This window comes from Halorubrum salinarum (genome assembly GCF_013267195.1).
Taxonomy (GTDB): Archaea; Halobacteriota; Halobacteria; order Halobacteriales; family Haloferacaceae; genus Halorubrum; species Halorubrum salinarum.
Map to the genome: position 1 here is coordinate 1,915,691 of NZ_CP053941.1, position 25,669 is coordinate 1,941,359.

The following is a 25,669-nucleotide window of genomic DNA, read 5'->3' on the forward strand; positions in this document are numbered from 1 at the left end:
GGTTCGCGCCGCCGCAGTTCAACTGAAAAAAACCGCTGTGTAGTCGGAACGTCCGTCTAAACGCCGCGGCCCTGGAGCTTCTCCTCTTCCTTCATGTCCTCGTTGGACTGGCCCTTCATCCCCTTGCCCGTGCCGCTCGCGATCCGGGCGAGCTCGTCGGGGTCGTCCCAGTTGTTGACGGCCTCGACGATGGCGGTGCCCATCGCCTCGGGGTCCTCCGCGCCGAAGATGCCAGAGCCGACGAAGATGCCGTCGCAGCCGTGGTACATCATCAGCGCGGCGTCGGCGGGCGTCGCGATGCCGCCGGCCGCGAAGTTGACGACCGGGAGGCGGCCGGCCTCGGCGGTCTCGTGGACGAGGTCGCGGGGGGCGCCGTGCTCGCGGGCCCACTTCTCGCGCTCCTCGTAGTTGAGGCCGCTGAGCGTCCGGATCTGGTTCTTGATGGTGCGCTGGTGTTTGACGGCCTGGTTCACGTCGCCCGTGCCGGCCTCGCCCTTCGTCCGGATCATCGCCGCGCCCTCGCGGATGCGGCGCAGCGCCTCGGGGAGGTTCCGGGCGCCGCAGACGAACGGCGACGTGAAGTCGCGCTTGTCGGTGTGGTACTCGTCGTCGGCGGGCGTCAGGACCTCCGACTCGTCGATCATGTCGACGCCGAGCGACTCCAGGATCTCCGCCTCCTTCCGGTGGCCGATCCGGGACTTGCCCATCACCGGGATCGACACCTCGTCGATGATCTCCGGGACGCGCTCGGGGTCGGGCATCCGCGCGACGCCGCCGCGCTTGCGGATGTCCGCCGGGACGTGTTCGAGGACCATCACGGCGACCGCGCCGGCGTCCTCCGCGATGCGGGCCTGCTCGCGGTTGACGACGTCCATGATCACGCCGCCCTTCTGCATCTGTGCGAAGCCGCGCTTGACCAGCTCGGTCCCGCGCTTCAGTTCCTCCAGATCCGTGGCCTCTGGCATGGATATCGGTTGGGGCGCCGGACACTTAACGGGTCGCTTTCGGGTGGATGGACCGGTCGAAACCCCCGTTCACGGGTCGCCCGATCGCCCCGCCGCCCGACCACCGCAACCGCGAAGTCCCCCGCCGTCCAAGCCGCGGCCGTGACCACGGGAGCCATCCTCGCCGGCGGCCGCTCGACGCGCTTCGGCGACGCCGATAAGGCCGTCGCGCCTATCGCCGGCGTGCCGATGATCCGGCGCGTCGCGGACCGGATCGTGGGGACCGACGACCCGGTGCCGCCCGGCGCCGACCGCGCGAGCGGCGGCGACCCGGTCGTCGACGAACTCGTCGTCAACTGCCGCCCCGACCAGCGCGAGGTGATCGCCGAGGCCCTGTCGGGGACCCCGCTCCCCGTCCGCTGGGCGCTCGACGAGGAGCCCGACCTGGGCCCGCTGGCGGGCATCCGGAACGCCTGCCGCGCGGCGACCGACCGGTACGCCGCCATCGTCGCCTGCGACATGCCGTTCGTCGACCCGTCGTTCCTCGCGGCGCTGCGCGAACTGGCCGCGGACCCCGGCGTCGACGCGGCGGTGCCGCGGCTCGACGACCGCTGGTACCAGACGACGCAGGCCGTCTACGCGGCCGAACCGGCCGCGGACGCCTGCGACCGCGCGCTCGACCGCGGCGACCGGAAGGTGCTCGCGATGGTGGACCGGGTGAACGAGACGGTCGTCGACGACGCGGCGATCCGGTCGCTGACGACCGACCGCACCTTCACGAACGTCAACACGCGGGCCGAGCGCGACGAGGCGGAGCGGGCGGTCGCCGCGGCGCTCGGCGCGGAGTGAGCCGCGGCGTCTCCGTCGCGGTCGCGGACCGCCGCGATCGGGGGTCGCCGCGGGGCGCGCTCCGCGTCACTCCTTCAGGACCTCGTACGCCTCGTTGAGCTCCTTGAAGTCGTCCTCGTCGCCGTCCTCGCCGTCCGGGTGGAGCCGCTTCGCGCGCTCGCGGTACCGCCGCCGGACCGCCTCGCTGTCGGCCGTGCGGTCGAGCCCGAGCGTCTCGTACGCCTCGCGCTCGGTCATCCGGTCGGCGGCGGGCGCGCGGTCGCGGGGGTCGCGGGCCCCGCCCGGTCCGCGAGCGCCCCCTCGCCGCCCGGTCGCGCCGCGACCGCCGTCGGTGCCGGCGGCGCGGTACGCGCGCTCCCGGTTGGCCTCGGCGCGGGCGCGCTGCCTGGCGCGCTGGCGCTCCGTCGGGCCCGCCGCCTCGGCCGACCGCCGGGCCTGGTCGTGGAGGCGCCCGGTGGCGTGGTACCAGAGGAAGTAGGAGACGGCGCCGAACGGCAGCGCCAGCGCCAGCGCGATCGGGTGGAGGACGATCCCGGCGATCACGAGCAGCGCCGTCATGCCGACGAACGCCCCGGCGAGCCCCACGACGATCGTTCGGTTCGTCACGGCCGTATTCGGGGGCGGAGGACCGTAAGGCTCTCGCCGCCGGCGGGGGCTCGACCGGGGCGGTCCGCGCCGCTCCGCACCGTTTATGCCCGCGGCCGCCCGGACACGGGGTATGGAACCGGCGGACCGAGAGACGGCCACGGGGCTGCCGCCCGGGATCGCGGCCGCCCGCGAAGAGCTCACGCCGATGCTCTCGCAGTACGCCGACCTCTGTGCCGCCCACGAGGACGCCCTGGTGCTGTTCCAGGTCGGCGACTTCTACGAGGCGTTCTGCGAGGCGGCCGAGACCGTCGCGCGCGTCTGCGAGGTGACGCTGACGGAGCGGTCCGACTCGACGGGCGACTACCCGATGGCCGGGATCCCGATCGACAACGCCGCGCCGTACCTCGAATCGCTGCTCGACGCGGGCTACCGCGTCGCGCTCGGCGATCAGGTCGAGGACGCCGAGCAGGCGTCCGGCCTCGTCGACCGCGCGGTCACCGAGGTGATCACGCCCGGCACCGTCGTCGAGGACGACCTGCTCGAATCGGGGACGACGAACTACGTGGCGGCGGTGGTGGCCGACGGGGGCGGCGGGGGCGACGCGGTGGCCGACCCCTCCTCCGAGACCGTCGGCCTCGCCGCCGTCGACGTCTCGACCGGCGAGTGCCTCGTCACCTCGGGCGACCGGGACGCGGTCGCGGGCGAGTTAGACCGGATCGCGCCGGCGGAGCTCATCGCCGGCCCGGACGCCCCCGCGTTCGACCCCGCGGACGCGGAGCGCGGGTGGACGACTCACGAGTACGACGACGGCGCGTTCGACCGGCGTCGGGCGGCCGAGCGCCTGGAGCCGTACCTCCCGGCGCCCGAGCGGCGCTTCGACGCGGACGCGGAGCTGCGGGCGGCCGGCGCGGTGCTGGCGTACGCCGAGTACACCCAGGGCGACGACGGCCCGCTCGGGTACGTCACCCGGATCCGGCGGTACGACCCCCGCGACCGGCTCCGGCTCGACGCGGCCGCCCAGCGCAGCCTGGAGCTGTTCGAGAACCGCGGGCTGGGCGCGAGCGACACGCTGTTCGACGCGCTCGACGAGACGAACTGCGCGCTCGGCCGGCGGTGCCTAGAGCGCTGGCTCCGGCGCCCGCTCGTCGACGCCGACGCGATCCGGAGCCGCCACGACGCGGTCGGCGAGCTCGCGGACCGGAGCCTCGCCCGCGAGGGGGTCGCCGACGCGCTCGCGACCGCCTACGACCTCGAACGGCTGGTGAGCCGCGTCTCGCGGGGGCGGGCCGACGCCCGCGACCTGCGCTCGCTCCACCGGACGCTCGCGGTCGTCCCCGAGCTGAAGGCGACGCTCGCGGGGGCGGACGAGGGGAACGAGACGGGGGGCGACGCCGACGGGGTGGCCGACGCGGACGCCGACGGCCACGCACTCCCCCGCACCGACCACCTCGGCGACCTCCGCGACCGGCTCGACGAGCTGCGCGAGGTCCGCGACCTGATCGACGCGGCGATCGCGGCCGACCCGCCCCAGGAGATCACCGAGGGCGGCGTGATCCGCGAGGGGTTCGACGACGACCTCGACGACCTGCGCGCCACCGAGCGCGCGGGGCGCGAGTGGGTCGCCGACCTAGAGGCGAGCGAGCGCGAGCGCACCGGGATCGACTCGCTGTCGGTCGGCCACAACCAGGTCCACGGCTACTACATCGAGGTGACCGACGCGAACCTCGACCGCGTCCCCGACGACTACCGGCGCCGGCAGACGCTGAAGAACAGCGAGCGCTACGTCACCCCGGAGCTGAAGGAGCGCGAGGAGGAGATCGTCGGCGCCGCGGAGCGCGCGGACGCCCTGGAGTACGAGCTGTTCGTCGACGTCCGCGAGCGCGTCGCGAGCGAGACCGAGCGGATCCAGGGGCTCGCGGACGCGCTCGCCGAGCTCGACGCCCTAACCTCGCTCGCGACGGTCGCGGTCGAGGGCGACTACGTCCGGCCCGAACTGCGCGCGGACCCGGACGCCGGCGTCGCGATCGAAGGGGGCAGACACCCGGTCGTCGAGCGGACCGAGGACTCCTTCGTCCCCAACGACGCCGACCTCCCGCGCGGCTCGGTCGCCGTGATCACGGGGCCGAACATGAGCGGGAAGTCGACGTACATGCGGTCGGTCGCGCTCGCGGTCGTGCTCGCGCAGACGGGGTCGTTCGTCCCCGCGCAGGCGGCGTCGCTCCCGGTCTTCGACCGGCTGTTCACCCGCGTCGGCGCCTCCGACGACATCGCGGGCGGGCAGTCGACGTTCATGCGCGAGATGAGCGAGCTGACGGAGATCCTCCACGACGCGGGCGCCGACTCGCTCGTCCTCTTGGACGAGGTCGGCCGCGGCACGGCCACCACCGACGGGCGGGCCATCGCCCGCGCGGCCGCGGAGTTCCTCCACGACGAGCTCGGCGCGACCGCCCTCTTCGCCACTCACTACCACGGCCTCACGGACCTGGCCGAGGAGCGCGAGCGCGTCTTCAACCTCCACTTCACCGCCACCCGCGAGGACGGCGACGTGACGTTCCTCCACCGGGTCGTCCCCGGCGCCTCCTCGTCGTCGTACGGCGTCGAGGTCGCGGAGCTGGCGGGGGTCCCCGGGCCGGTCGTCGACCGCGCGCGCGACCTGGTCGCCGCGGAGGAGGCGGAGCGGGGCCGTGACCCGAGCGGACCCGAGCCCGAGGGTCCGACCGACGAAGCGGCGGCGGCCGACGAGGGCGGGCCCGACGACGGGGACCGCGACGGCGACGCGTCGCTGCGGGAGTTCCTCGCCGAGGAGGCGTCGGAGCAGGGAGACGGGGCCGGTCCGCCGGCGGGCGACCCCGCCGCCGAGACTTCAACCGAGGACGACCGCGCGCGACCGACGGACGAGGCCGACGGCGAGACCGCGCCCGGCGCGTCCCCCGACCTCGCCGCGGCGCTCCGCGACCTCGACCTCGCCCGGATGACGCCGATCGAGGCGCTGAACGCCCTCCACGACCTCCAGTCGCGAGTCGACGATGACGGGTGAGCGCGACGCCGGCCGGGGCGCGGCGGGCGGCGACGGCGCGTCGGGCGCCGGCGACCCGGGCGACGAGGAGGGTCGCGTCCGCCGGCTCGACCAGGAGACCGTCGACCGGATCGCGGCCGGCGAGGTCGTCACCCGACCGGCGAGGGTCGTCGGCGAGCTCGTCGACAACGCGCTCGACGCCGGGGCCTCTCGGGTCGAGATCGCCGTCGACGGCGACGGCACCGACCGGATCCGCGTCGCGGACGACGGCCGCGGGATGGCCCGCGCGGACGCGGCCCGCGCCGTCGAGCGCCACGCGACGAGCAAGCTGGCGCCCGACGGCGACCCGGTCGGGGTCGACTCGCTCGGCTTCCGCGGCGAGGCGCTCGCGGCCATCGCCGAGGCCGCCCGGCTCGAACTCGTGACGAGCCCCGGCGACGGGGTCGGCACCCGGGTCGTCGTCGACGGCACCGCCCCGAGCGCGGCCGGGGCGGGGGAGTCGGACGCGACGCCGAGCGTCGAGGTCGAACCCGCGGGCCGCGCCCGCGGGACGACGGTCGTCGTCGAGGAGCTGTTCGCGACGCGGCCCGCCCGCCGGGAGTCCCTCGCGGGCGCGAGCGCGGAGTTCGCGCGGATCTCCTCCCTCGTCGCCGACTACGCGCTGGCGAACCCCTCGGTCGCCTTCTCGCTCGACCACGACGGGTCGGCGACGCTGTCGACGCCCGGGACCGACCGCACCGACGCCCTCCTCGGCGTGTACGACCGCGACACCGCGAGCCGGTCGACGACCGTCGACGCGAGCGCCGACGCGGGGGGAACTTCGGTCGGGGTTTCGGGCGCGCTGGCGTACCCCTCGATCACCCGGGCGACGCGCGACCACGTCCGCGTCTCGGTGAACGGCCGTCCGGTCCGGAACGACCGGCTCGCAGCCGCGGTCCGCGAGGGCTACGGCCGCCTCCTCCCGGACGGCCGCGAGCCGGTCGCCGCGGTCGACGTGTCGCTCCCGCCCGCCCGCGTCGATCCGAACGTCCACCCGGCGAAGCAGGAGGTGGGGCTCCGCGACGCCGACGCGGTCGCGGACGCGGTGGCGTCGGTCGTCGGGGACGCGCTCACCGGCGCCGACCTCCGGCGCGCCGCGGACGTCGCCACCGACCTCGACAGCGCCCTCGAACCGGTCGGCGAGGGGGACGGCTCGCGGGCCGGCGCCTTCGCCGACGCCGAGCCGATCGGCGTCTTCCGCGACCTCTACGTCCTCGTCGAGTCCGGCGACGAGCTCCTCGTGGTCGACGGCCACGCCGCCCACGAGCGCGTGAACTACGAGCGGCTGGCGCGGGCGTTCGACGACGATCCGGTGCCGACCGCGCCGCTGGACCCGCCCGCGACCGTCTCGCTGTCGACCGACGAGGCGGCGGCCGCGCGGGCGCACGCCGACGACCTCGCCGCGCTCGGCTTCGAGACCGAGCCGTTCGGGGGCGGCACGCGCCGCCTCCGGACCGTCCCCGCGCCGTTCGGCCGGACCGCCGACGCGGACGCCTTCCGCGACGCGCTCGCGGCGCTCTCGGCGGCCGACTCGGGGACGGCGCGGGACGCGCGCGACGACCTGCTCGCCGACCTCGCGTGTCACCCGTCGTTGAAGCGGGGCGACTTCGCCGGCCTCGGCGACGGCGACCTCCGGAACCTGCTCGACCGCCTCGGCGAGTGCGACCGGCCGTACGCCTGCCCGCACGGCCGACCGACCGTCCTCTCCGTCGACGCGGCGACGTTCGCGGCCGGGTTCGGGCGGGACCGGTGAGGAAGCCGGGGCGCTCGGGGCTCGGACGGGGGTCCCTGACCGATACCTATTAACACGATGGGACCGCGGGTACTCGCATGGGAAAGCGGACCGAGGTGACGCGGGGGTCGCTGCCGGCGGAGCGGTCGGCCGGCCGGTTCTCGGGCCCCGACGGCCTCCGCGACGTCGTCGAGCGGATCCTCGCGTGGCTTCGGGAGCGGCGCGGATCCGGCCTGGAGCGCGTCTCGACGGCGACGACGATGCGGAACGTCGTCGACACGGACGCGCTCGCGGAGGAGACGCCACAGAAGTGGAGCGTCCTCCACGACGTGGTCACCTACGGCGCGGACTCGCTCACGGACGTGCTCGTCTTCAGGCACGACCCGAGCAGACAGGACCTCGTGGTGATGCCGGAGCGGAACACCGAGCCGGAAGGCGAGATCAGCTTCTACCACGCCGACCGCACGAAGGGGGCGCGCCACCTCCTGTCGATCGGCGCCGACTCGCTCACGGCGGCGCTAAGCTACGTCTTAGAGCGCATCGAGCGGTTCGAGCGCCTGTTCACCGGCCGCGGCTCGGAGCTGCCGAGCGGCTACACGGGACCGTCGGAAGACCTGTAAGCGCGGCCGCGGACCGCGAGCCGACGCACGCCGAGCGTTCTCATACCGACCCGTCCCGCGAGCGGCCGTCGCCGTCCCCGTCGATCCGCTCGACGCGCTCGATCGTCTCCTCCGCCTCCGCCGTCTCGGGCGGGTACGAGACGGTCCGCTGCGGGTAGGGGATCGAGATGCCGGCGTCGGCGAAGCGCTCTTGGATCCGCTCGACCGCGATCGCCTTCGAGCGCCACCGCGCCTGGGGCGTCGGCGGGTCGATCCAGAACCGGAGGTCGAGGAGGATCGCCGAGTCGCCGAACCCCGACGGGATCGCGTACGGCTGCGGGTTGTTCGCGATCGTGTCGATCCCGGAGAGCACGTCCTCGGCTATCCCGGCCGCCTCGTCGGGGTCGTCGTCGTACCCGATCCCGACCTCCATGTGGATCCGGAGCCGCCCCTCCCGGCTCCGGTTCGTGATCGCCTGGTTGGCGACGAGGTCGTTGGGCACCACGACGTACTCCCCGTCGAAGTTCCGCATGTGGGTGTTTATGATCGTGATGTCGGTGACGAACCCCTCCTCGTTGCCGATCTCGACCCAGTCGCCGATCTCGAACGGGCGGGCGAACATCAGCACGAAGCCGGCGATGAGCGACCCCAGCGTCTGTCGGGCCGCCATCCCGAGCACGATCCCGAGGAACCCGGCGCCGACGAGGAGGCCGCCGAGGTTCACGCCCCAGATGCCGAGGACCGTGATCCCGGCGAGCACCAGCAGCCCGACCTGCGCGAGCCGGGTGAGCAGCTGTTCCTGGTGGGCCGTGATCCGGTCGCTGTCCGCCGACAGCTCGCCGACGTACGTCTCCACCACGTCGCTGACGACGTAGGCGCCGCCGAGCAGCACCGCCGTGACGACGACCTGCGCGCCGACCCTGGCGGCGTTCTCCGCGACGGGCAACACCGCGACCACGAGTCCGAAGCGCCCCCACAGCGTCAACACGGCGACGCCCGCAAGCGCGAACAGCGCGAGCTGTAAGAGCCCGACCGCCAGCCGCAGGATGAACGAGGTCGGGACCCCCTCGCGGAACGTCTCGATCGCGCCCTCGGTCGATTCCGCCATGCGATCGTCGAGGAGCCGCTCGATCCAGGCCGCGGCGGTCCGCTCGACGGCGCGGACGGCCTTCGGCAGCAGCAACCAGCCGACCGCGAGCGTTCCGAGGACGATGGCGGCGGTGACCGCCAGCCGCCCCTCCGTGCTCGAGATGTCGCTCAGCACCGCCCCGACTCGTGCGCCCAGTCCGCCGATCACGGTCGTCCGTTCGCGGCCGGTCGGATAACGGCTCCGACGCGAGTCTCAGTCGGGAGAATCGGCGCGGCCGCTCCGGAGTCGGGGGCCGCGGGAGCCTGGTGGTCCCTCACCGCCCTCGGCGGAGTTCCTCTATCAGCTGTTCGATGAGCGCCGACTGCCGGTCGAGGCGCTCGGACTGCGCCTCGACGGTGCGGCGCAGCGCCGCGACCTCGCTCGCGAGGTCGGCGTCCTCGACCCCGGCGCTCTCGAACGGCGACCCGTCGAAGGCGTCGTCCCCGCGGACGGGGCCCTCCGCGTCGGTCTCGGCCGCGACGGCCTCGGCGTCGCCGACGGCGTCCCCGGTCACCGACTCGGCGCCGGTCGCGTCCGCCGAGCGCCCCTCGGCGCCGACCGCCGACGCGGACTCGCCGGCGGTCTCCGAGTCGACCCCTTCGGCGGTCGACGCCGGCTCCGCCGCGTCCGCGGCCAGCGGGTCGGTCGCTGCGTCGTCGACGCCCGCGTCCGCGGCGAGGGGATCCGCGTCCAGCGGGTCGTCGCCCGACGCCGACCCCGCCGACGCCGAGGCCGCGGTCTCGGCCGAGTCGGCGCCGTCGTCCCCGGAAGCGGGGTCCGTCTCGGTCGAGCGGCCGGCGCCGCCCGTCGCGTCCCCCGCCTCGGGGCTCTCCGCGTCGGCCTCGGCGTCCGCGGCGGGCGACGCCGAGAGCGGGTCGGGCCCCTCGCCGAAGTCGGTCGTGCCGCCCGGATCGGCGTCCGCGGCCGGCTCCTCGGCCTCGGCGGCGACGCGGAACTCCTCGAGGCTGTCGACGCCGTGGAACGAACACACCGCGTCGGCGAGCGTCTCCCGGACCGCCCGGGCGGACTCGTTGGGGGCCTTGAACCGCTCCGAGCGGCCGTCGTGGACGAGGACGACCGCGGTGGCCACGGTCCCCTCCTCGAAGTCGAGGCCGGTGATGTCCTCGTAGTGGAACTCCTCGAAGTCGGCGTCCCAGACGGCCGAGCCGACGTGTTTGACCAGCCGCTCGCTGGTGACGATGAGGGTGAGCTCGGAGAAGCGGAAGGTGCGGACGACCGTCTCCCCGGGGCCGGTGACGCCGCCCGCCGAGAGGACGCCGGCGAGGACCGGGTGGAGCACGTCGTCGACGCGCTTGGCGGGGACCGAGAGCGTCTCGTCGCCGTCGAGGCCGTACCCGAGGGTGATCTTCGCCTTGCGGCGGCCCGTCGAGACGTCGATCCGCTCGACGTCGTGGCCGTACTCGTCGACGGACTCGTCGGACAGGAGCCCGTCGCCGCGGAAGACGAGGGTCCGGGTGGGCGTGACCGCGAGTCGATCGTCGCCGCCCAGCGGCACCTCGGCGACGACGTCCTCGTCGCCGACGGTCGCCGCGAGCAGTTCGGGGAGGCTCATACGCCCGGGATACGCCGCGCCCGGCATAAATCCGCTGGGTCGGCCGCGAGCGGGCCGCGAACCCGTCCGTCGCGGTCGCGTCCGCGAGCGCGCTCTGCCCGCCGAACACCGCCGGCCCCCGCGCGAAATCGCCGTCTTCCCCTGCGGGAACGGCGGGGAAGCGGCCGCCCGCAGCGATCTGCGATCGGTTCACAACCCTCCGACGGATGGGAAGGTTAAAGAGTCTCATCGCGGTACGAAAAGGTGAGGCCGGGTGGCTTAGCTGGACATAGCGCCGCACTCATAGGGTTCGGAGATTCGGTGCGGTGACGCCTTGGAAGCGTCCGCGTCCTTCCCGTGGCTCCGCCGAGCCTCGGACCTGGGACATGCGGAGATCGTGGGTTCGGAGCCCACCCCGGCCATATATATTTGTTGTTACGTACCGTAAGAAACATCATAGCGAGGACATTGGTTAGCCTCAATGCTCATCTGTTTCCGTGAAAGTGAACGGCCTCGAGGCCGCGGCGGAGCCTGTCCGGGAGAAGACCGGCATACCGACTCAGGCGAGAGAGTTCGTTGGCACGACTGACGCGCCGCCGGCCAAAGTCTGCGCCGAGCCCAGGTGGACTGAGCGCGTCTGCCCGAACACGCTCGCGTCGATCAAGTTCGATTCCGTCGATAGCGAACCCGTCTGGGAGCTCGGATCCTGCGCGTACCGACCTGAGAAATTTTTCGGAATATAACTTTCATCTTCTGCTCACGCTGGTGGCAGGCAGGCGTAAGACCCAACCGTGGCCGCATTACGAACAGTCGCGCGTGGTGAGCGCCAGTCCATCACTATCGTAACAATGGCTGGAATAATGCGTTCCAAGATCACCTCGCTGTTCGCGAGTGACGAGCGATTTATATTAGTTACACAGCGTGAATAACAAGCCGATTTGCTTGTAAACTCGAAAGACTTGTGCGATACAGGGCAATTCAATCACCACACAGTACGACGTTTTGAATCAATATGGCAGCAATGTCGCAGACGACACGGGTAGCCCCTACCAAAGAACTAGTACCGTGTCGCCTGGAGGGCTAACAGCCCATCAATGGTTCAACTACAGAGTCTTATTAGAATTTTGATCTTATGTCGTTTAAATATCTCAGGTTTTCAGTACCAGTGTTAGACGAAAAGTTTAATTTGGCGGAAAGGGCACGCATTGTGCTTGTGCCATGTTGTCAGGCAATCGTGTTTCCCACAAAACATATATACAAGACAGTGGAACGGCAAATTGCCCTACCCGCAGTAATGCGATGCCAAGTGTGAGTAATCCGAGCCTCGCCACCGCGCAGTTTGATGACGATGCTGTCGCCTGTGGAAGCATAGTAGGCACGGACAAAGCGTGGGTGTCGCGATGCGGAACACAACAACACAATGACAAACGACAATAGCACACGCAAGAAGGCTAACGCGGTCTTCTTCGCGGCGGTCATGGTTGTTTCCATGGTCGCGGCAGGCTTCGCTGCGGCTCCCGCCGCAGCGGCCGCAACCGGCGTCACGATTGACGACGGTGACTCGGTGTATTCACCGGGCCAAGACGTATCGTTCACTGTAACCGACGATAACAGCGGGGGAGACGACGTTCAGTACTTCCTCGACCTTGACAACGATGGCGAGTTCGACGATGGTGAGCCCAACAGTTCCGTGGCCGCCAGCGGTGGCACGTCTGGTGTTCAGACGCTGACCATCCCGTCGGACGCATCTGAGGGTGCTGCGCAGGTCGGTGCCATCCAGAACGCCTCGTACGATGATGGAGACGCTGCGGAAGCAACCGCAGACATCACCATCGATACGACGGCTGACGAGCCGCGCAAAGCGACTCACTACGTCAACCCGTCGGACACCGCAGTCCTTGAGGTTGCGTACGATAACGAGATTCAGGTCGACACCGCTAACGCGGTAGTCGATGTTGGTCTGAGCAACGGTACTATCGTTACCGTTAATTCCCAGTCCGCGTTCTCGAGTCCGAACCCCGGACAGATTGTTGTCCAGACTGGCGGAGTCTACAACAACGTCCAGAACGTCTCCGTTGAAGCTGGTGTTACTGACCTTGCCGACAACGACGTGAGCGATGACGACTTCGATGTCACGTTCGCGCCGTCTACGGTCGATACGACGCTTAACAGCGTCTCTGAGTCGGACTTCTTCGAGGCGTTCGCTGGTGAGAACGTTGCGCTTGAGGGCGCAGAAGACGACGCGTTCGACATTGACGGGCCTGGTGTGAGCCGGACCCGTGGTACCGGCTCGAACAGCCAGGTCTACGTTCTCGACACGGACGACTTCGAGACTGGCGAGTACAACATCACCAACGACAACGGTGATGAGACAGTGCTCGAAATCAGCAGCCTCGGTCTCGAAGTTGAGGCCGACGAAGAGAACTTCACGACGAGCGACGCCGTGACCGCGACGGTCACGTCCGACGCGATCAACCGTGACATCACGGCTGACCTGCTCGACTCCGACGGAGATGTTGTCGACACGGTCGAGACCACGATCGACAGTGACGGCGAGGTCGTCGTCGACTTCGGTACCCAGAGCGAGACGGGTACCTACACGGTCGAAGTCACCGACGACAACTCGGCGGTCACCGCCGAGTCTGGTGAGTTCGACGTTAACGAGGCTCCTGAGGGTGACATCACCTTCGAGGAGAGCTTCGTGACCGAAGAGCGCGGTGACGTTGCGAACATCACGATCAACTTCCAGGGCGACCTGGAGACCGCGTACCTCACCATCGGTGACGACGACGAGGTTGGTTACGAGACCAACGTCACCGTCGAATCCGGTGGCGAGGACAGCGTCACGGTCGGCTTCAACACCTACATCGCTGGCAACACCAGCGCCTCCGGTGTCTCCGGCAGTGATGTCGCGTTCCTCGCTGACTCGGACAGCGACGCGACGGTCACCTTCGAAAACGAGTCCGAGACGGACCTCAACAACATGCTCGCGGCGGGCACGTACCCCGTCGAGATGAGTGACACGAGCTTCGTCGCGACCGCCAACGGTAACTCCGACGCGGTCGGTGACCTCGAGCTCAACGAGCGCTCCGTCGAGGGCTTCCAGCTGTGGACCTCCTCGGCTGACGTCTTCGAGGATGTCGAGACGGTCACCGACATCACGAACGGTGTCGAGAACGGCACGGTCGTCGAGACCGACACGCTCACCGAGAGCGACGTTCTCGTCCACGAGCTCACCGCGACCGGCCTCGAGGGTCCCCTCGAGCTGAACGGTGACCTCGAGACGCTGGTTGACAATGGTGCCATCGACATCCGCATCCGGCAGACGGCCGACACGACCGCGCCGAACTCGCCGCGCAAGACCGCCGACGTCACGTCGATGTTCGACGACGGCGACATCACGGTCATCTCGACTGAGGGCAACTACTTCATCGCCTTCAACGAGAACAACCTCGACCTCAGCAGCGACATCGCTGACGAGGACGCCTTCGAGGTCCGCGTCCAGGTCCGGGACGAGCGCCTGCTCGACCCCGACGAGGACGCGCTTGACGACGCCGACGGTCTCGAGGAGTTCTACGAGACCGCCACGGCGACGTTCACGTACGAGGACGCGACGGGCGAATTCGACACGCCGGTCGAAGTGCAGGCCGCCGAGAACCAGTCCATCACGGGCACGACGAACGTCGCGCCCGGGCAGGAGTTCAACGTGCGCGTGCGCTCCGACTCGGGTGTCTCGCCCGGCTTCGTCCAGACCGCCGAGGGCGTGACCGTCCAGGCCGACGGCACGTTCGAGGCGTCGGGTCTCGACCTGAGCGAGGCCTCGGTGAACGACACGTTCACCGTGACCGCGCAGCAGGCGACCTTCGAGGCTGAGGAAGACGGTACGGTCGTCGAGACGGTTGGCGAGGCCGCCTTCCTCGAAGTCTCCGAGCTGAACCCGCAGGACGTGACCGCGACGGTCGGCGACGCGCTGACCGTGACGGCCACGGTCGAGAACACTGGTGGCCAGGAGGTCACCCAGACTGTCGAGTTCCGCGTCGGCGGTGACGCGGTCGCCAGTCAGGAGGTCACCCTCGCGGGTGGCGAGTCCACCACGGTCGAGTTCGCGGACGTCGACACGTCCGGTCTCGACGCTGGTGAGTACGAGCACGGCGTCTTCACGGACGACGATGAGCAGACCGCCACGCTCACCCTCGAAGAGGGTGGCGACGGCTCCGACGGTTCGGACGGGTCCGACGGGTCCGACGGTTCGGACGGGTCCGACGGGTCCGACGGCTCCGACGGCAGCGACGGTTCGGACGGGTCCGACGGCTCCGACGGTAGTGACGGGTCCGACGGCTCCTCCGACAGCGAGACGCCTGGCTTCGGTGCCATCGTCGCGCTCGTCGCGCTCATCGCCGCTGCGCTGCTCGCGACCCGCCGCAACGAGTAACATCGTTGCCTGACGGTCGCGACTCGTAGCTTCCAACCATCGGCCCTCGCGGGCCGACCCACACGCGGTCTTTCTTTATCGCGCTGCTCGCTGAGCGACAGCGAGCGGTGGCGCTCGCGAGCGTGTTCTATGACTCTCGAAGGGAACGACGACGACGGCTACGCGCCGTCGAGAAGCGCGTCTCGAGCCCGCTTCAAGTCTGCGACGTCGTACGCGTCGTTGCCGCCCTGGTCGCCGTGACCCTCCTTCACGAGATCGCGGAACGCACCCTTCACGGTTGGTTCGGGCGCATCTGGTGCGACGCCGAGAACCTCGTGGGGGTCCCGATCAGGCTTGGGCTCGACGGCGATCACGTCCAGATCCTCCCCGGACTCTCGTCGCCCGACGGGAGGCGTGCCGTCTCGAACTCCGAATCTGCGGTCGTCACTCCACACCGCTCGGCGAGGCGCTTCCGGCGTGCGTACAACGCGATCGCCCGGGCGTTCTCCAACTGCGTCGCCCACCGGTCACAGGCGATCGCGGGCGATCGCATAGCCCTCGTCGGCGGGCCGGTCCTCGCGCCGGAAGCGCGCCACAACGCCGACGTCGAGCCCGACGACGCGAGCGCCGCACCGTGCTCAGGGAGTCGGGCTCACGGGAACGTCCCCCACGATATGTATGCGATTTGAACAGATGTTTAGGCGACCGGCCGAAGCGATCGACAGATGCGGATCGCATTCGACTGTTCGTGCGGGACAGCGATCGACACGACGGCGACGGACGACGAGGGGATGACCGAGTGGGTGGCCTGCGACGACTGCGGCGCGGAGTTCAGCGTCACGGTCACGCTGACGCGCCACCCGGGGGAGCGGCGCGCCGCCTGAGGCGGTCGGGACGCGGTCCGGAACGAACGCGTCGCGCACGAGCACGAACGGCGGCGAGGGGCCGCCGACCGACGGAGATTCTGTTACACCGGTACGGCCTCGCCCGCGACGAGCGCGGCCGCGGCGACGGCGACGCCGAGTCCCAGCAGCGCGTAGTTCGCGAGCGGGTTCGCCACGGTGACCAGATCGAGCGTGTACTCGGTGTCTCGCAGGGGCGCGAACGGTCGGACCCCCATCGGCGTCAGCGCGTCCGCGAGGAGGTGCGAGCCGATCGTCACGACGCCGAAGAGGAACCCGGCGCCGCCGAAGAAGAGCGCCTCGACGAGTCCGCTCCGAAGACCGACCGCCAGCCCGGCGGCCCCGAAGGCGATCCCGACGAGCAGCGCGAACCAGACGGTGTGGGTGATCCCCCGGTGTTTGACGAAGGGAACTCGCATGTCGAGGTCGGGGACCATCGCCAGCGAGGCGACCCCGACGGCGCCGGCGGCGCCGACCTCGATCGAGGCGAGGGCGGTGACGAGGAACCCGAGCGGGGCGTAGACGACGAGCGAGGCTCCGACGTGGCCCTTCCGGTACACGCTCCGGAGTGCGGGTCCGTCCCCTAAGTCCGTTGCGTCGCCCGCCGCGCGCCCGGCGTCCGCGCCCCGGGGGCGAAACGCCTACGGCCTCCCGCGGTGACCGTCCGGTATGTCCCTGACTGCCCGCGACCTGATGGAGCCGGACGTGAAGACCGTCTCGCCCGACGACGACGTCGCCGAGGTGTTCAAGCGGTTCGCCCGCTACGCGTTCAGCGGCTTCCCGGTCGTCGACGACGATGACAGGGTGGTGGGCGTGATCACCGAGTCGGACCTCGTCGACCTCTTCGAACCCGAGGACGAGACGCTGTGGATCCCCATCGGGCTCCCGCCGTTCGTGGACACGCTCTCGTATCAGGTGAAGCGCCCGTGGGCCGACCTCGACCTCGGCGTGGACCTGATCCGCAACGCCGACCGCCCCATCTCCGAGGTGATGAGCCCCGACGTGGCGACGGTGACGCCGGACGCGAGCGTCGACGACGTGCTCGACCTGCTCGTCGGCGACGATCCGGATATCAATCGCGTGCCCGTGGTCGACGACGACGGCCGGATCGTCGGGATCATCGCGCGGCAGGACGTGATCCGCGCGTTCCGCGACCGCCGACTGGAATAGGTCGAATCGGGTTCTCGTCGCGGACCTTTCGGCACTGTCGCCTCGGGCTCAACGGTGAGCCCCTCCACAGCCCTAGTCGCTCGATGGTTCGTGCGTTGCGTCGCGGCGAACGCCGTCAAAGCCCCAGCCGCGAGGCGGCCGCACGCTCGCTGCGGTCCTCAGTCGGTCGCTCCCGCTCCCTCCCTGCGGTCCTTACGTCGCCTGCGCCCGCCTCGCGGCTGCCCCTTTGAGTCCCTCCGCGCACCACCGGAAGACGGTCCTGCTCGCTCACTCCGTTCGCTGCGCGGGCTGCGACTTCCGTGCCCCCTGCTCGCTCCGCTCGCGGGAACGCAACCGCACAGCACCTCATACCTCCCCAGCCTCGTCGGTGACCCTCCGCTTCGCTCCGGGCCACCGACTCCCTCGCGCGTGCTGACTCGCGGCCTGTCGGCCGCTCGCAGGCACGCGCCGGCCATATGTTGGTGGAACGACCTCGTTCGGTCGCGCCGACGGGACGCGATCGCCGGCGGCGCCGAGGGACAGCCTCTTAGGAGTCGACCGTCAGGAACGGACGGACATGCTGATCGCCGGAACCGTCGTCGCCGACTCCGAGACCGTCATCCCCGACGGCGCCGTCGTCGTCGAGGGGAACACGATCGCCGCGGTCGGCGAGGAGTCCGCCCTCCGCGACCGCTACCCCGACCACGAGCGCCGCGCGTTCGACCTCGTCGCGCCCGGCCTCGTCGGCGGCCACGTCCACTCGGTCCAGTCGCTGGGCCGGGGGATCGCCGACGACGCCGCCCTCCTCGACTGGCTCTTCGACGCCGTCCTCCCGATGGAGGCCGCGATGGACGCCGAGGCGACTCGGGCGGCCGCCGAACTGGGCTACCTGGAGTGTCTCGAATCGGGGACGACGACCGTCGTCGACCACCTCTCGGTGAACCACGCCGACGAGGCGTTCGAGGCCGCGATCGAGACCGGGATCCGCGCGCGGCTCGGGAAGGTGCTGATGGACCGGGACTCCCCCGACGGCCTGCTGGAGGAGACCGACGCCGCGCTCGCCGAGAGCGAGGCCCTCATCCGCGAGTACCACGGCGCCGCCGACGGCCGCGTCCGCTACGCGGTGACGCCGCGGTTCGCCGTCACCTGTACCGAGGCCTGCCTGCGCGGCTGCCGCGAGCTGGCCGACCGCTACGACGGCGTGACGATCCACACCCACGCCAGCGAGAACGAGGACGAGATAGCGACCGTCGAGGCCGACACCGGGAAGCGGAACGTCCTCTGGCTCGACGAGGTCGGGCTGACGGGCCCGGACGTGACGCTCGCGCACTGCGTCCACACCGACGAGCGCGAGCGCGAGGTGCTCGCCGACACCGGAACGGTCGTCACGCACTGCCCCTCCTCGAACATGAAGCTCGCCTCTGGGATCGCCCCGGTCCAGGACTACCTCGACCGCGGGATCCCCGTCGCGCTCGGCAACGACGGCCCGCCGTGTAACAACACGCTCGACCCGTTCACGGAGATGCGGCAGGCGAGCCTCCTCGGCAAGGTCGACGCCCGCGACCCGACGCGCCTCCCGGCCGCGACCGTGCTGGAGATGGCGACCGAGAACGGCGCCCGCGCCGCCGGCTTCGACCGCCTCGGCGCCCTCCGCGAGGGGTACCGCGCCGACGTGATCGGGATCACGACCGACCTGACCCGGGCGACCCCGATCCACGACCCGCTCTCGCACCTGGTGTACGCCGCGCACGGCGACGACGTGACCTTCGCAATGGTCGACGGCGAGGTCCGCTACGCCGACGGCGAGCACGTCGGGGTCGACGCCGCCGCGGTCCGCGAGCGCGCGACGCGACACGCGGAGCGCGTGGCCGAGACGGCTGGCATCGACGTCGCCGAACCGTAGCCTCGCCGCCGGCCGGTCCCGCCTGCTGCCCCGTAACCGAAGCGAGCGGCGGTAAAAGCGGCTTTATCCGCGTAAATCCGGACGGAGTATCTCCGGTTTATACCCGTACACGGCCCGTGGATCAGTCTACCATGACGGACCCATCGCGAACGACGAGCGGGCAGGAGGAGGCAACGACGGGCGACGGTCGTCAGACGGCCGGGACCGCCGACGGGTTCCGTCGCCGGGAGGTCGTCGCCCTCGGCGCCGGCGCGAGCGCGACGCTGCTCGCCGGCTGTGCCGGCGACGGATCGCTCCCGTCGTCCGGCGGGTCAGACGGATCCGACGGTTCGGACGGCTCCGGCGGGTCGGGCGATTCGGACGGTTCGACGACGCTCACGGGCGACTTCCGGCTCCTGATCAGCGACGCGCCCGCCGATATCGACGACTTCGACCGGTTGGACGTCACCCTCGACCGGGCTCGTGTCTTCGAGGCTCAGAATGGTGGTGACGACGACGAGACCGAATCGGACGGAGATGACGACGGTGACGACGACGAGTCCGCGGAGAACGCCACGGACGTCGACGGCGGCGACGGTGAGTCGCTGAACGGAACGGCGGACCAGGACGACGGGGCAAACGAAACGGCGGACGCGGACGACGACGGGGACGAATCGGATGACGGAGACGACTCGGACGACGGAGACGACTCGGACGACGCGGACGAGTCCGACGAGGACGACCGCGGGTTCACCATCGTCGACCTCGACGGCGCGACGGTCGACCTCACGCGGGTGATCGAGGACGACGCCATCGCCGTCTTCGACGGGGAGATCCCGGCTGGAAGCTACGAGAAGATCGAACTCGACGTCTCCGCGGTGGAGGGGATCGTCGACGGCGGCGAGGTCGACGTGAAGCTCCCGAGCGAGAAGCTCCAGATCACCACCGAGTTCGAGGTCACGCCGGACGAGGGGGTCGACTTCGTCTTCGACATCAACGTCGTCAAGCGCGGGAAGAACAACGGATACATCCTCAAGCCCGTCATCTCGGGCAGCGGCGTCGCGGGTCGCGACGTCGACGTCAACGAGATCGACGACGAGGAAGGTGACGACGAGGGCGACGACGACGGTGAGGAGACGGCTGCGGACGGCTCCGACGGCGACGGCTCGGGCGGTGACGGTTCCGACGGCGGCGACGCTCCCGCCGGTAACGAGACGGACGACGCCGAGAACGGGACCGCGACCGGGAGCTAACTACGAGGAGCGCTCTGCCGACGACGCGACCGCGGAGGGGGACTGCGCCCACCGCATCGCGGCGTCGTCGTCGTTGAACGCCTCGGTGTCGACGCCCTCGACGTCGATGGTCCGCTTGAGGAAGCGCCGCTTCGAGCGCTGCCCGACGACGGCGAAGCGGTCGACGCCGCGCGCGACCGCGATCTGCGCGGACTCGCGGAGGGCCCGCCGGCCGGCGTCGGAGCACGGGCGGCTGGTCCGGACGACGATCACGACGGCGTCGATCGCGTCGGGATCGGTCGCGGTCCGCCAGCGATCGAGGAGCGCCTCGCCGTCCGCGGGGCTCAGCCCAGTCCCGTGAGGGAACTCGACCACGAGGACCTCGTCCTCGACCCGCAGCAGCCAGCGCTCGCTCGGTTCCATGCCACTCTCTCTCACGTACTAGGGTATAAATTACACCTTCCGATTATCGTATCGGATACTGGCCTCCTCGGGCGGAGCGATCCGGCGGCCCCTCCGTGCGAGCCCGCGGAGCGGAGCGGCCGTCGGCGCCGTATCGGCGCCGCGTCGGCCGGCGGCGACGCCGGCGTCGGTTATCGACCAACGAGATTCGACTCGCGTGCGAGCGGTTCCCGCGGCGCCGGTCGCCCGCCGAGGAGGTCAGTCTCGCCGGCCAACTCCCTCGTCGAGCGCGTCGACGACCGCGGTCGCGAGCGCCTCGAACGACGCCTCGTCGGGGACGACGTCGACGCGGAGCCCCCGGTCGCGGGCCGTCTCCGCGGTCGGCGGGCCGATGACGCCGACGACCGCGTCCGCCAGCCCGGCCCGGGCCGCCTCGTCGACGCCGCGGTCGGTGGCCGCCGCGAGGAAGTTGTCGACCGTGAGCGAGGAGGTGAACGCGACCGCGTCGAGGTCGCCGGCCGCGGCCGCCTCCGCCGAGTCGCCGGCGTCGGCCGGCCGCGCGAGCCGGTAGAGCACGGTCTCGGTCACGTCGGCGCCGGCCTCGCGGAGGCCGTCGAGGAGCACGTCGCTCCCGTGGTCCGAGCGCGCGACGACGACGCGCTCGCCCGCGACGCGCGCCTCCAGCGCGGCGACGAGCCCGGCCGAGGTGTACTCCTCCGGGACGACGTCCACCGTCCAACCGGCCTCGCGGGCGGCCGCGGCGGTCGCCGGCCCGATCGCGGCGAGGTCGGCGTCGCCGGGCTCCCAGCCGGCCTCGGCGGCGAGTTCGACCCCGGTCTTGCTCGTGAGCACGACGAGCGGCGCGTCGGCCGGGACCGCGCCCGTCGGTTCGACTTCGAGCATCGGGTCCGGCACCGGCTCCGTGCCGAGCTCGCGGAGCAGCTCGACGGCCGACTCGATCCGCTCGTCGTCGGGGCGGAAGACGGCCACGCGCGGCCGGTCGGCGCGCCCGCTCACGCCCCCTCACCGCCGCTCGCGTCGCCCTCGTCCTCGCCGTCGCTCGCCGACCGAACGGGCGCCGAGCCGGCGTTCTCGAGGAAGGTCACGACGCGGTCGCGGGTCGCGGCCACGTCGCCGATCACGGTGATCGCCGGCGGCTCGATCCCCGCCTCGTCGCGGGCGTCGACGATGGTGTCGAGCGTGCCGGTCGCGACGCGCATGCCGGGCCAGGTGGCGCGCTCGACGAGGGCGACGGGCGTGTCGCCGTCGAGGCCGGCGTCGCGGAGTTCCGCGGTGTACGCCGGCAGCTTCCCGACGCCCATCAGCACGACGATGGTCCCGCCGGTCGCCGCGAGCGCCTCCCAGTCGACGGCCGACTCCTCCTTCGTCGGGTCCTCGTGGCCGGTGACGAATGAGACGGAGGAGGCGTGGTCGCGGTGGGTCACCGGGATCCCGGCGACCGCGGGGCCGGCGATGGCCGAGGTGACGCCGGGGACGACCTCGAAGGGAATTCCCTCGGCCGCGAGGTGCTCGGCCTCCTCGCCGCCGCGGCCGAAGACGAACGGGTCTCCACCCTTCAGCCGGACGACGCGGTTCCCCTCGCGGGCCAGCTCGACCATGCGCCGGTTGGTGTACTCCTGGGGCGTCCACTCGCCGCCGGCGCGTTTCCCCACGTCCTCCCGCTTCTCCTCGGGGATCTCGCCGAGGATCTCGGGGCCGGGGAGCTTGTCGTGGAGGACCACGTCGGCCGACTCGATCAGGCGCTTCGCCTTGACGGTGAGCAGGTCCGTGTCGCCCGGGCCGGAGCCGACGAGGAAGACGGTGCCGACGCCGTCGTCGCGTCGCCGCGTCGGCGGCTCCTCGGCGTCCTCGCCGGGGGTCGCGCCGCCGTCAGTCATCGGTCTCCGCCTCCTCGCGCGCCTCGGCGATCAGGTCGTCGGCGCCGCGGTCGGCGAGGTCCGCGGCGAACTCGGCCGCCGCGGTCGCGTGCGACCGGATGGGCAGGTCGCGGGTCCCGGCCACCTCCTCGGTGCCGTCCGTCGAGAGCACCCGCGCGCGGACGTGGACGTGCTCGCCCTGGACCATCGCGGCGACGCCGATCGGCGCGACGCAGCCGCCGTTGAGCTCGCCGAGGACCGTCCGCTCGACGGTGACCGCCACGCGGGTCCGCGGGTGGTCGACCGCGTCGCGGACCGCCTCGACCACGTCCGGGTCGCTCGCGGTGACCGCGATGGCGCCCTGGCCGGCCGCGGGGACGAACTCCTCGCGCGGGAGCCGCGTCGTCTCCACCTCGTGGAAGAGGTTCGAGCGGCGTAGCCCCGCCTCGGCGAGCACGACCGCGTCGTACTCCGTCTCGACCTTGCGCTCCATCGCCGCGCGTTCGAGGTCGGACAGCGAGTCGAACCACTCCTCGACGCTGCGCTCGAACTCCTCGTCGACCTCGTCGCCCGCGTCGTCTTCCGCACCCTCTCCGGCGGCGTCCTCGCCGTCCGCGTCGCCCTCGCCGCCCCCCTCGGCGGTCAGCGCGTTCTCCTCGCCCGACGCGATCAGTCGGCGCTCGTGTTCCGCCTGGAGGCCGGGCGCGAGCAGCTTCTCCAGCCGCGTGTCGACGTTGCCGCGGATCGGCTCGACGGTGAGGTCCGGGCGGGCCGCGCGGATCTGCGCGCCCCGGCGGAGCGAGCCAGTCCCCACGACGGCGCCCGACGGGAGGTCCTCGATGCCCAGCCCGTCCGGGTGGACGAGCACGTCGCCGGAGGGGGCGCGCTCGGGGACGCCCGCGACGACGAGGTCCGCCATCTCCTCGGTCGGGAGGTCCTTCAGCGAGTGGACCGCGAGGTCGGCGTCGCCGCCGAGCACCTCCTCGTCGAGGGCGCGCACGAACGCGCCCGTCTTCCCGAGCCGGTGGATCAGTTCGTCGGGGATCTGGTCGCCGCGCGTCTCCACCTGCCGGAGCTCCACGTCGCGGCGCCGGCTCGACAGCGCCTCGCGGACGGTCTCGGCCTGCCGGAGGGCCAGGTCCGACCCGCGGGTCGCGAGCCTGAGCGTTTCGGTCATACGCGGACCGAGGTCCCCCGCGTTCAAAAGCGCACCAGTTCGGCCGCCTCGCGGCGCCTCGGCGACCGCGGCGCCGACGCGCGCGTTCCGGCTCGCTCGCGCCCGTCCTCGCGTACCGAGGCAACTCCGGCCACGGTCACGGGCCATTTATCCGTCCGCCCCGAAGCGCGGACGAGATGGCACGCGCGAGCGTCGGGGCCCGGCTCCACTTCGGCTTCTGTAACCTCAGCCTCTCCCACGAGCGGCTGTACGGCGCCCTCGGCGTCGGGCTCGCGGCGCCCCGCGCGGTCGTCGACGCGGAGCCGGCCTCGGCGGTCCGCGTGACGGTCGACGAGACCGCGGGGACCCCCGCCGAGTCGACCGAATCCGCCGTGGCGGTGCGCGACGACGTCCGCGGGTACGCGACCGCGGCCGCCGACCTGCTCGGCGTCGACGGCGCCCGGGTCGCGGTCCGCGAGTCGCTCCCGCGGCACGCCGGCCTCGGCAGCGGGACGCGGCTGGCGGCGGCGACGCTCGCCGCTGTCGCGGCCGCTCACGGCGAGCCGCCCCGGGTCCGCGAGCGCGCCCCGGCCCTCGGCCGCGGCGGGCGCTCCGGCGTGGGCGTCGCGACGTTCGAGGACGGGGGGTTCGTCCTCGACGCCGGGCACCCGACGGCGCGCTTCACCACCGACCGCCCCGCCGACGGCGAGTGGACCGTCCCGCCGGTGGCCGCCCGCCACCGAGTCCCCGACGACTGGCGGTTCCTGCTCGTCGAGCCCGACGCGGACGCCGGCCGGAGCGGGCCGGCCGAGGACGACGCGATGCGCGCCGCGGTCGAGCGCGCGGACCCGGCCCTCGCCGACCGGATCGGCGGGATCGTCACCCGGCGCGTTCTCCCCGCGGTCGCGACGGGCGACGCGGAGGCGTTCGGGGCCGCGGTCGCGGAGATCGGCCGGCTCAACGGCGCGTGGTACGCCGACGAGCAGGGCGGCGTGTACCGGCCGCCCGTCGGCGCGGTCGTCGACTCGCTGTCGGGCGCCGCGTCCGTGTTCGGCGCCGGGCAGTCCTCGTGGGGACCGACCGTCTACGGCGTCACCGACGCGGCCCGCGCGGACGCGGCGCTGGCGGCGGGCGAGAGCGCGCTCGATCGGGCCGGCGTCGACGGCGAGGTGTCGGTCGTCCGGGCGTCGAACGACGGGGCGCGGATCGACGCGGCGGGCGGGACGGACCCCCTGTCGGCCGACCCGGAGAGGGGTAACACTAAGCCCCGCGGCGACGGGGCGTAAGGCATGTCCAGTGTTCCGTTCGGGGTCGCGCGCCTCGACTCCATCCTCGGCGGCGGGGCGCCGTCCGGCAGCGTCGTGCTGCTCGCCGGCGAGGCGGGCGCCGGCGCCCGGGAGTTCGCGTACACCAGCGCGGCGATGAACTCGCTGGCGCACGCCGACGAGGAGTTGTTCGACCTCTACTACGGCGACGTCGACGACGGCGCGGCCCTGCCCGAGTCGGTCCACTACCTCTCCTTTACCGCCGACACGGAGGCGATCACCCGGGAGATGGGGTACACGATGGCCGACGAGATCGTCGACGCGGCGGTCGACGGGATCTCCTTCCGGGACCTCTCGCCGGAATACTTCCAGCTGTCGCCCGTGCCGCGCGACTGGTACGAGACGGAGACGGCGTCGATCACCGAGCTCGGCGACCGCGGGGAGTACGAGGACGTGCTCACCGCCTTCGGCGACTACCTCTCCGAGCACGGCGAGCGGAGCCTCGTCTGTATCGACTCCGTCACCGACCTCGTCTCGATGGTCTCCGACGACACCGACTGGAGCGACGTCGCCATGGTGATGAAGGGACTGAAGAAGGCGGCCTACGAGTGGGACGCCTTAGTCCTCGTGTTGGTGAACTCCGAGGCGCTCCGCGACCGCGAGTTCGGCACCCTGATGGACGCCGCGGGCGGGACCCTCCAGTTCTCGTGGGAGAGCGGCGGCTCCCAGCGCGCCCGGACGATGTTCGTCCGCGAGTTCCGCGGCGTGCTTTCGCGGCTGGAGGCCGAGAACATCGTCCGCTTCGAGACCGAGATCCACGAGGGCGGCTTCGACATCAGCGACGTGCGGAAGATCCGGTAGCCCCCGCCCCGACGCCGGGGCGGACGGCCGCCGGCTATCGATTCGGAGAACGACGCGACAGGTTACTTATGTCTCGCCGCTCAA

General features: G+C 71.6%; 23 protein-coding genes and 1 tRNA gene. 14 read left to right on the top strand and 10 right to left on the bottom strand.

Annotated features, from left to right (window positions below):
- Positions 1 to 56: 56 nt before the first annotated feature.
- Positions 57 to 965 carry a pyridoxal 5'-phosphate synthase lyase subunit PdxS gene (gene pdxS, locus HPS36_RS09745; RefSeq protein ID WP_121562795.1) on the bottom strand — a complete coding sequence of 303 codons (909 nt, stop codon included), beginning with the start codon at positions 963 to 965 and terminating at the stop codon, positions 57 to 59.
- A gap of 141 nt (positions 966 to 1,106) precedes the next feature.
- Between pdxS and HPS36_RS09750 the strand changes: the two genes are divergently transcribed.
- The gene (locus HPS36_RS09750; RefSeq protein ID WP_173229992.1) at positions 1,107 to 1,793 is read left to right on the top strand and encodes a molybdenum cofactor guanylyltransferase; all 687 of its coding nucleotides are present in this window, start codon (positions 1,107 to 1,109) and stop codon (positions 1,791 to 1,793) included.
- A gap of 66 nt (positions 1,794 to 1,859) precedes the next feature.
- Here the strand turns inward: HPS36_RS09750 and HPS36_RS09755 are convergent, their stop codons facing one another.
- Positions 1,860 to 2,399 (bottom strand): DnaJ domain-containing protein, encoded by a 540-nt coding sequence (locus HPS36_RS09755; RefSeq protein ID WP_173229993.1) that lies wholly within the window; start codon positions 2,397 to 2,399, stop codon positions 1,860 to 1,862.
- Between the two features lie 112 nt (positions 2,400 to 2,511).
- Between HPS36_RS09755 and mutS the strand changes: the two genes are divergently transcribed.
- The 3 genes from mutS (at position 2,512) to HPS36_RS09770 (ending at position 7,788) form a co-directional block, all read left to right on the top strand.
- Positions 2,512 to 5,418, top strand: a complete 2,907-nt coding sequence (gene mutS, locus HPS36_RS09760; protein WP_173229994.1) for a DNA mismatch repair protein MutS — start codon at positions 2,512 to 2,514, stop codon at positions 5,416 to 5,418.
- Complete coding sequence (gene mutL / locus HPS36_RS09765; RefSeq protein WP_173229995.1) at positions 5,408 to 7,189, top strand: DNA mismatch repair endonuclease MutL; 1,782 nt, start codon at positions 5,408 to 5,410, stop codon at positions 7,187 to 7,189. The genes mutS and mutL overlap by 11 nt, the downstream gene beginning before the upstream one ends.
- 77 nt (positions 7,190 to 7,266) lie before the next feature.
- Positions 7,267 to 7,788, top strand: a complete 522-nt coding sequence (locus HPS36_RS09770) for a hypothetical protein (RefSeq protein WP_173229996.1) — start codon at positions 7,267 to 7,269, stop codon at positions 7,786 to 7,788.
- Between the two features lie 40 nt (positions 7,789 to 7,828).
- On the opposite strand, the gene HPS36_RS09775 is transcribed toward HPS36_RS09770, so the two are convergent.
- Positions 7,829 to 9,064, bottom strand: a complete 1,236-nt coding sequence (locus tag HPS36_RS09775; protein ID WP_173229997.1) for a mechanosensitive ion channel family protein — start codon at positions 9,062 to 9,064, stop codon at positions 7,829 to 7,831.
- Positions 9,065 to 9,170: 106 nt separating this feature from the next.
- Entirely contained in the window at positions 9,171 to 10,469 is a 1,299-nt protein-coding gene (locus tag HPS36_RS09780) for a DUF7115 domain-containing protein (protein WP_137717739.1), read from the bottom strand.
- A gap of 247 nt (positions 10,470 to 10,716) precedes the next feature.
- Here HPS36_RS09780 and HPS36_RS09785 point away from each other — a divergent pair.
- Both HPS36_RS09785 and HPS36_RS09790 read left to right on the top strand, forming a co-directional pair.
- Positions 10,717 to 10,870, top strand: a tRNA-Met gene (locus tag HPS36_RS09785).
- Between the two features lie 75 nt (positions 10,871 to 10,945).
- Positions 10,946 to 11,191, top strand: coding sequence for a hypothetical protein (locus tag HPS36_RS09790; RefSeq protein ID WP_173229998.1), 246 nt, complete (start codon positions 10,946 to 10,948; stop codon positions 11,189 to 11,191).
- An 827-nt stretch (positions 11,192 to 12,018) separates the two neighbouring features.
- Here HPS36_RS09790 and HPS36_RS09795 read toward each other — a convergent pair.
- Positions 12,019 to 12,318, bottom strand: a complete 300-nt coding sequence (locus HPS36_RS09795) for a hypothetical protein (protein ID WP_173229999.1) — start codon at positions 12,316 to 12,318, stop codon at positions 12,019 to 12,021.
- 240 nt (positions 12,319 to 12,558) lie between these two features.
- On the opposite strand from HPS36_RS09795, the gene HPS36_RS17005 reads away from it, so the two are divergent.
- The 3 genes from HPS36_RS17005 (at position 12,559) to HPS36_RS09810 (ending at position 15,743) form a co-directional block, all read left to right on the top strand.
- Positions 12,559 to 14,880, top strand: coding sequence for a BGTF surface domain-containing protein (locus HPS36_RS17005; protein ID WP_173230000.1), 2,322 nt, complete (start codon positions 12,559 to 12,561; stop codon positions 14,878 to 14,880).
- Between the two features lie 107 nt (positions 14,881 to 14,987).
- The gene (locus tag HPS36_RS09805; RefSeq protein ID WP_173230001.1) at positions 14,988 to 15,548 is read left to right on the top strand and encodes a hypothetical protein; all 561 of its coding nucleotides are present in this window, start codon (positions 14,988 to 14,990) and stop codon (positions 15,546 to 15,548) included.
- A gap of 36 nt (positions 15,549 to 15,584) precedes the next feature.
- Positions 15,585 to 15,743 (top strand): hypothetical protein, encoded by a 159-nt coding sequence (locus HPS36_RS09810; protein WP_173230002.1) that lies wholly within the window; start codon positions 15,585 to 15,587, stop codon positions 15,741 to 15,743.
- Between the two features lie 83 nt (positions 15,744 to 15,826).
- On the opposite strand, the gene HPS36_RS09815 is transcribed toward HPS36_RS09810, so the two are convergent.
- A complete protein-coding gene (locus tag HPS36_RS09815; protein WP_173230003.1) occupies positions 15,827 to 16,321 on the bottom strand; it encodes a metal-dependent hydrolase in 495 nt (164 codons plus the stop codon).
- Between the two features lie 109 nt (positions 16,322 to 16,430).
- Here HPS36_RS09815 and HPS36_RS09820 point away from each other — a divergent pair, with 109 nt between their 5' ends.
- From HPS36_RS09820 to HPS36_RS09830, 3 genes are all read left to right on the top strand, one after another.
- Positions 16,431 to 16,931, top strand: coding sequence for a CBS domain-containing protein (locus HPS36_RS09820; RefSeq protein ID WP_173230004.1), 501 nt, complete (start codon positions 16,431 to 16,433; stop codon positions 16,929 to 16,931).
- A 556-nt stretch (positions 16,932 to 17,487) separates the two neighbouring features.
- On the top strand, positions 17,488 to 18,813 hold the full coding sequence (locus tag HPS36_RS09825; protein WP_173230005.1) for a 5'-deoxyadenosine deaminase: 1,326 nt from the start codon (positions 17,488 to 17,490) through the stop codon (positions 18,811 to 18,813).
- Positions 18,814 to 18,944: 131 nt separating this feature from the next.
- Complete coding sequence (locus HPS36_RS09830) at positions 18,945 to 20,045, top strand: DUF4382 domain-containing protein (RefSeq protein WP_173230006.1); 1,101 nt, start codon at positions 18,945 to 18,947, stop codon at positions 20,043 to 20,045.
- Here HPS36_RS09830 and HPS36_RS09835 read toward each other — a convergent pair whose 3' ends face one another.
- The 4 genes from HPS36_RS09835 to hemC form a co-directional block, all read right to left on the bottom strand.
- A complete protein-coding gene (locus HPS36_RS09835) occupies positions 20,046 to 20,447 on the bottom strand; it encodes a hypothetical protein (RefSeq protein WP_137717734.1) in 402 nt (133 codons plus the stop codon).
- 237 nt (positions 20,448 to 20,684) lie between these two features.
- Positions 20,685 to 21,443 (bottom strand): uroporphyrinogen-III synthase, encoded by a 759-nt coding sequence (locus tag HPS36_RS09840; protein WP_173230007.1) that lies wholly within the window; start codon positions 21,441 to 21,443, stop codon positions 20,685 to 20,687.
- Positions 21,440 to 22,324 (bottom strand): uroporphyrinogen-III C-methyltransferase, encoded by an 885-nt coding sequence (gene cobA, locus HPS36_RS09845; protein ID WP_173230008.1) that lies wholly within the window; start codon positions 22,322 to 22,324, stop codon positions 21,440 to 21,442. Before cobA ends, HPS36_RS09840 begins: the two co-directional genes overlap by 4 nt.
- Positions 22,317 to 23,480: a hydroxymethylbilane synthase gene (gene hemC, locus HPS36_RS09850; RefSeq protein WP_173230009.1), complete on the bottom strand. Its 1,164-nt coding sequence runs from the start codon at positions 23,478 to 23,480 to the stop codon at positions 22,317 to 22,319. Before hemC ends, cobA begins: the two co-directional genes overlap by 8 nt.
- 176 nt (positions 23,481 to 23,656) lie before the next feature.
- Here hemC and HPS36_RS09855 point away from each other — a divergent pair, with 176 nt between their 5' ends.
- A complete protein-coding gene (locus tag HPS36_RS09855; protein ID WP_173230010.1) occupies positions 23,657 to 24,745 on the top strand; it encodes a beta-ribofuranosylaminobenzene 5'-phosphate synthase family protein in 1,089 nt (362 codons plus the stop codon).
- Between the two features lie 3 nt (positions 24,746 to 24,748).
- A complete protein-coding gene (locus tag HPS36_RS09860; protein ID WP_173230011.1) occupies positions 24,749 to 25,585 on the top strand; it encodes an RAD55 family ATPase in 837 nt (278 codons plus the stop codon).
- Positions 25,586 to 25,669 lie beyond the last annotated feature (84 nt).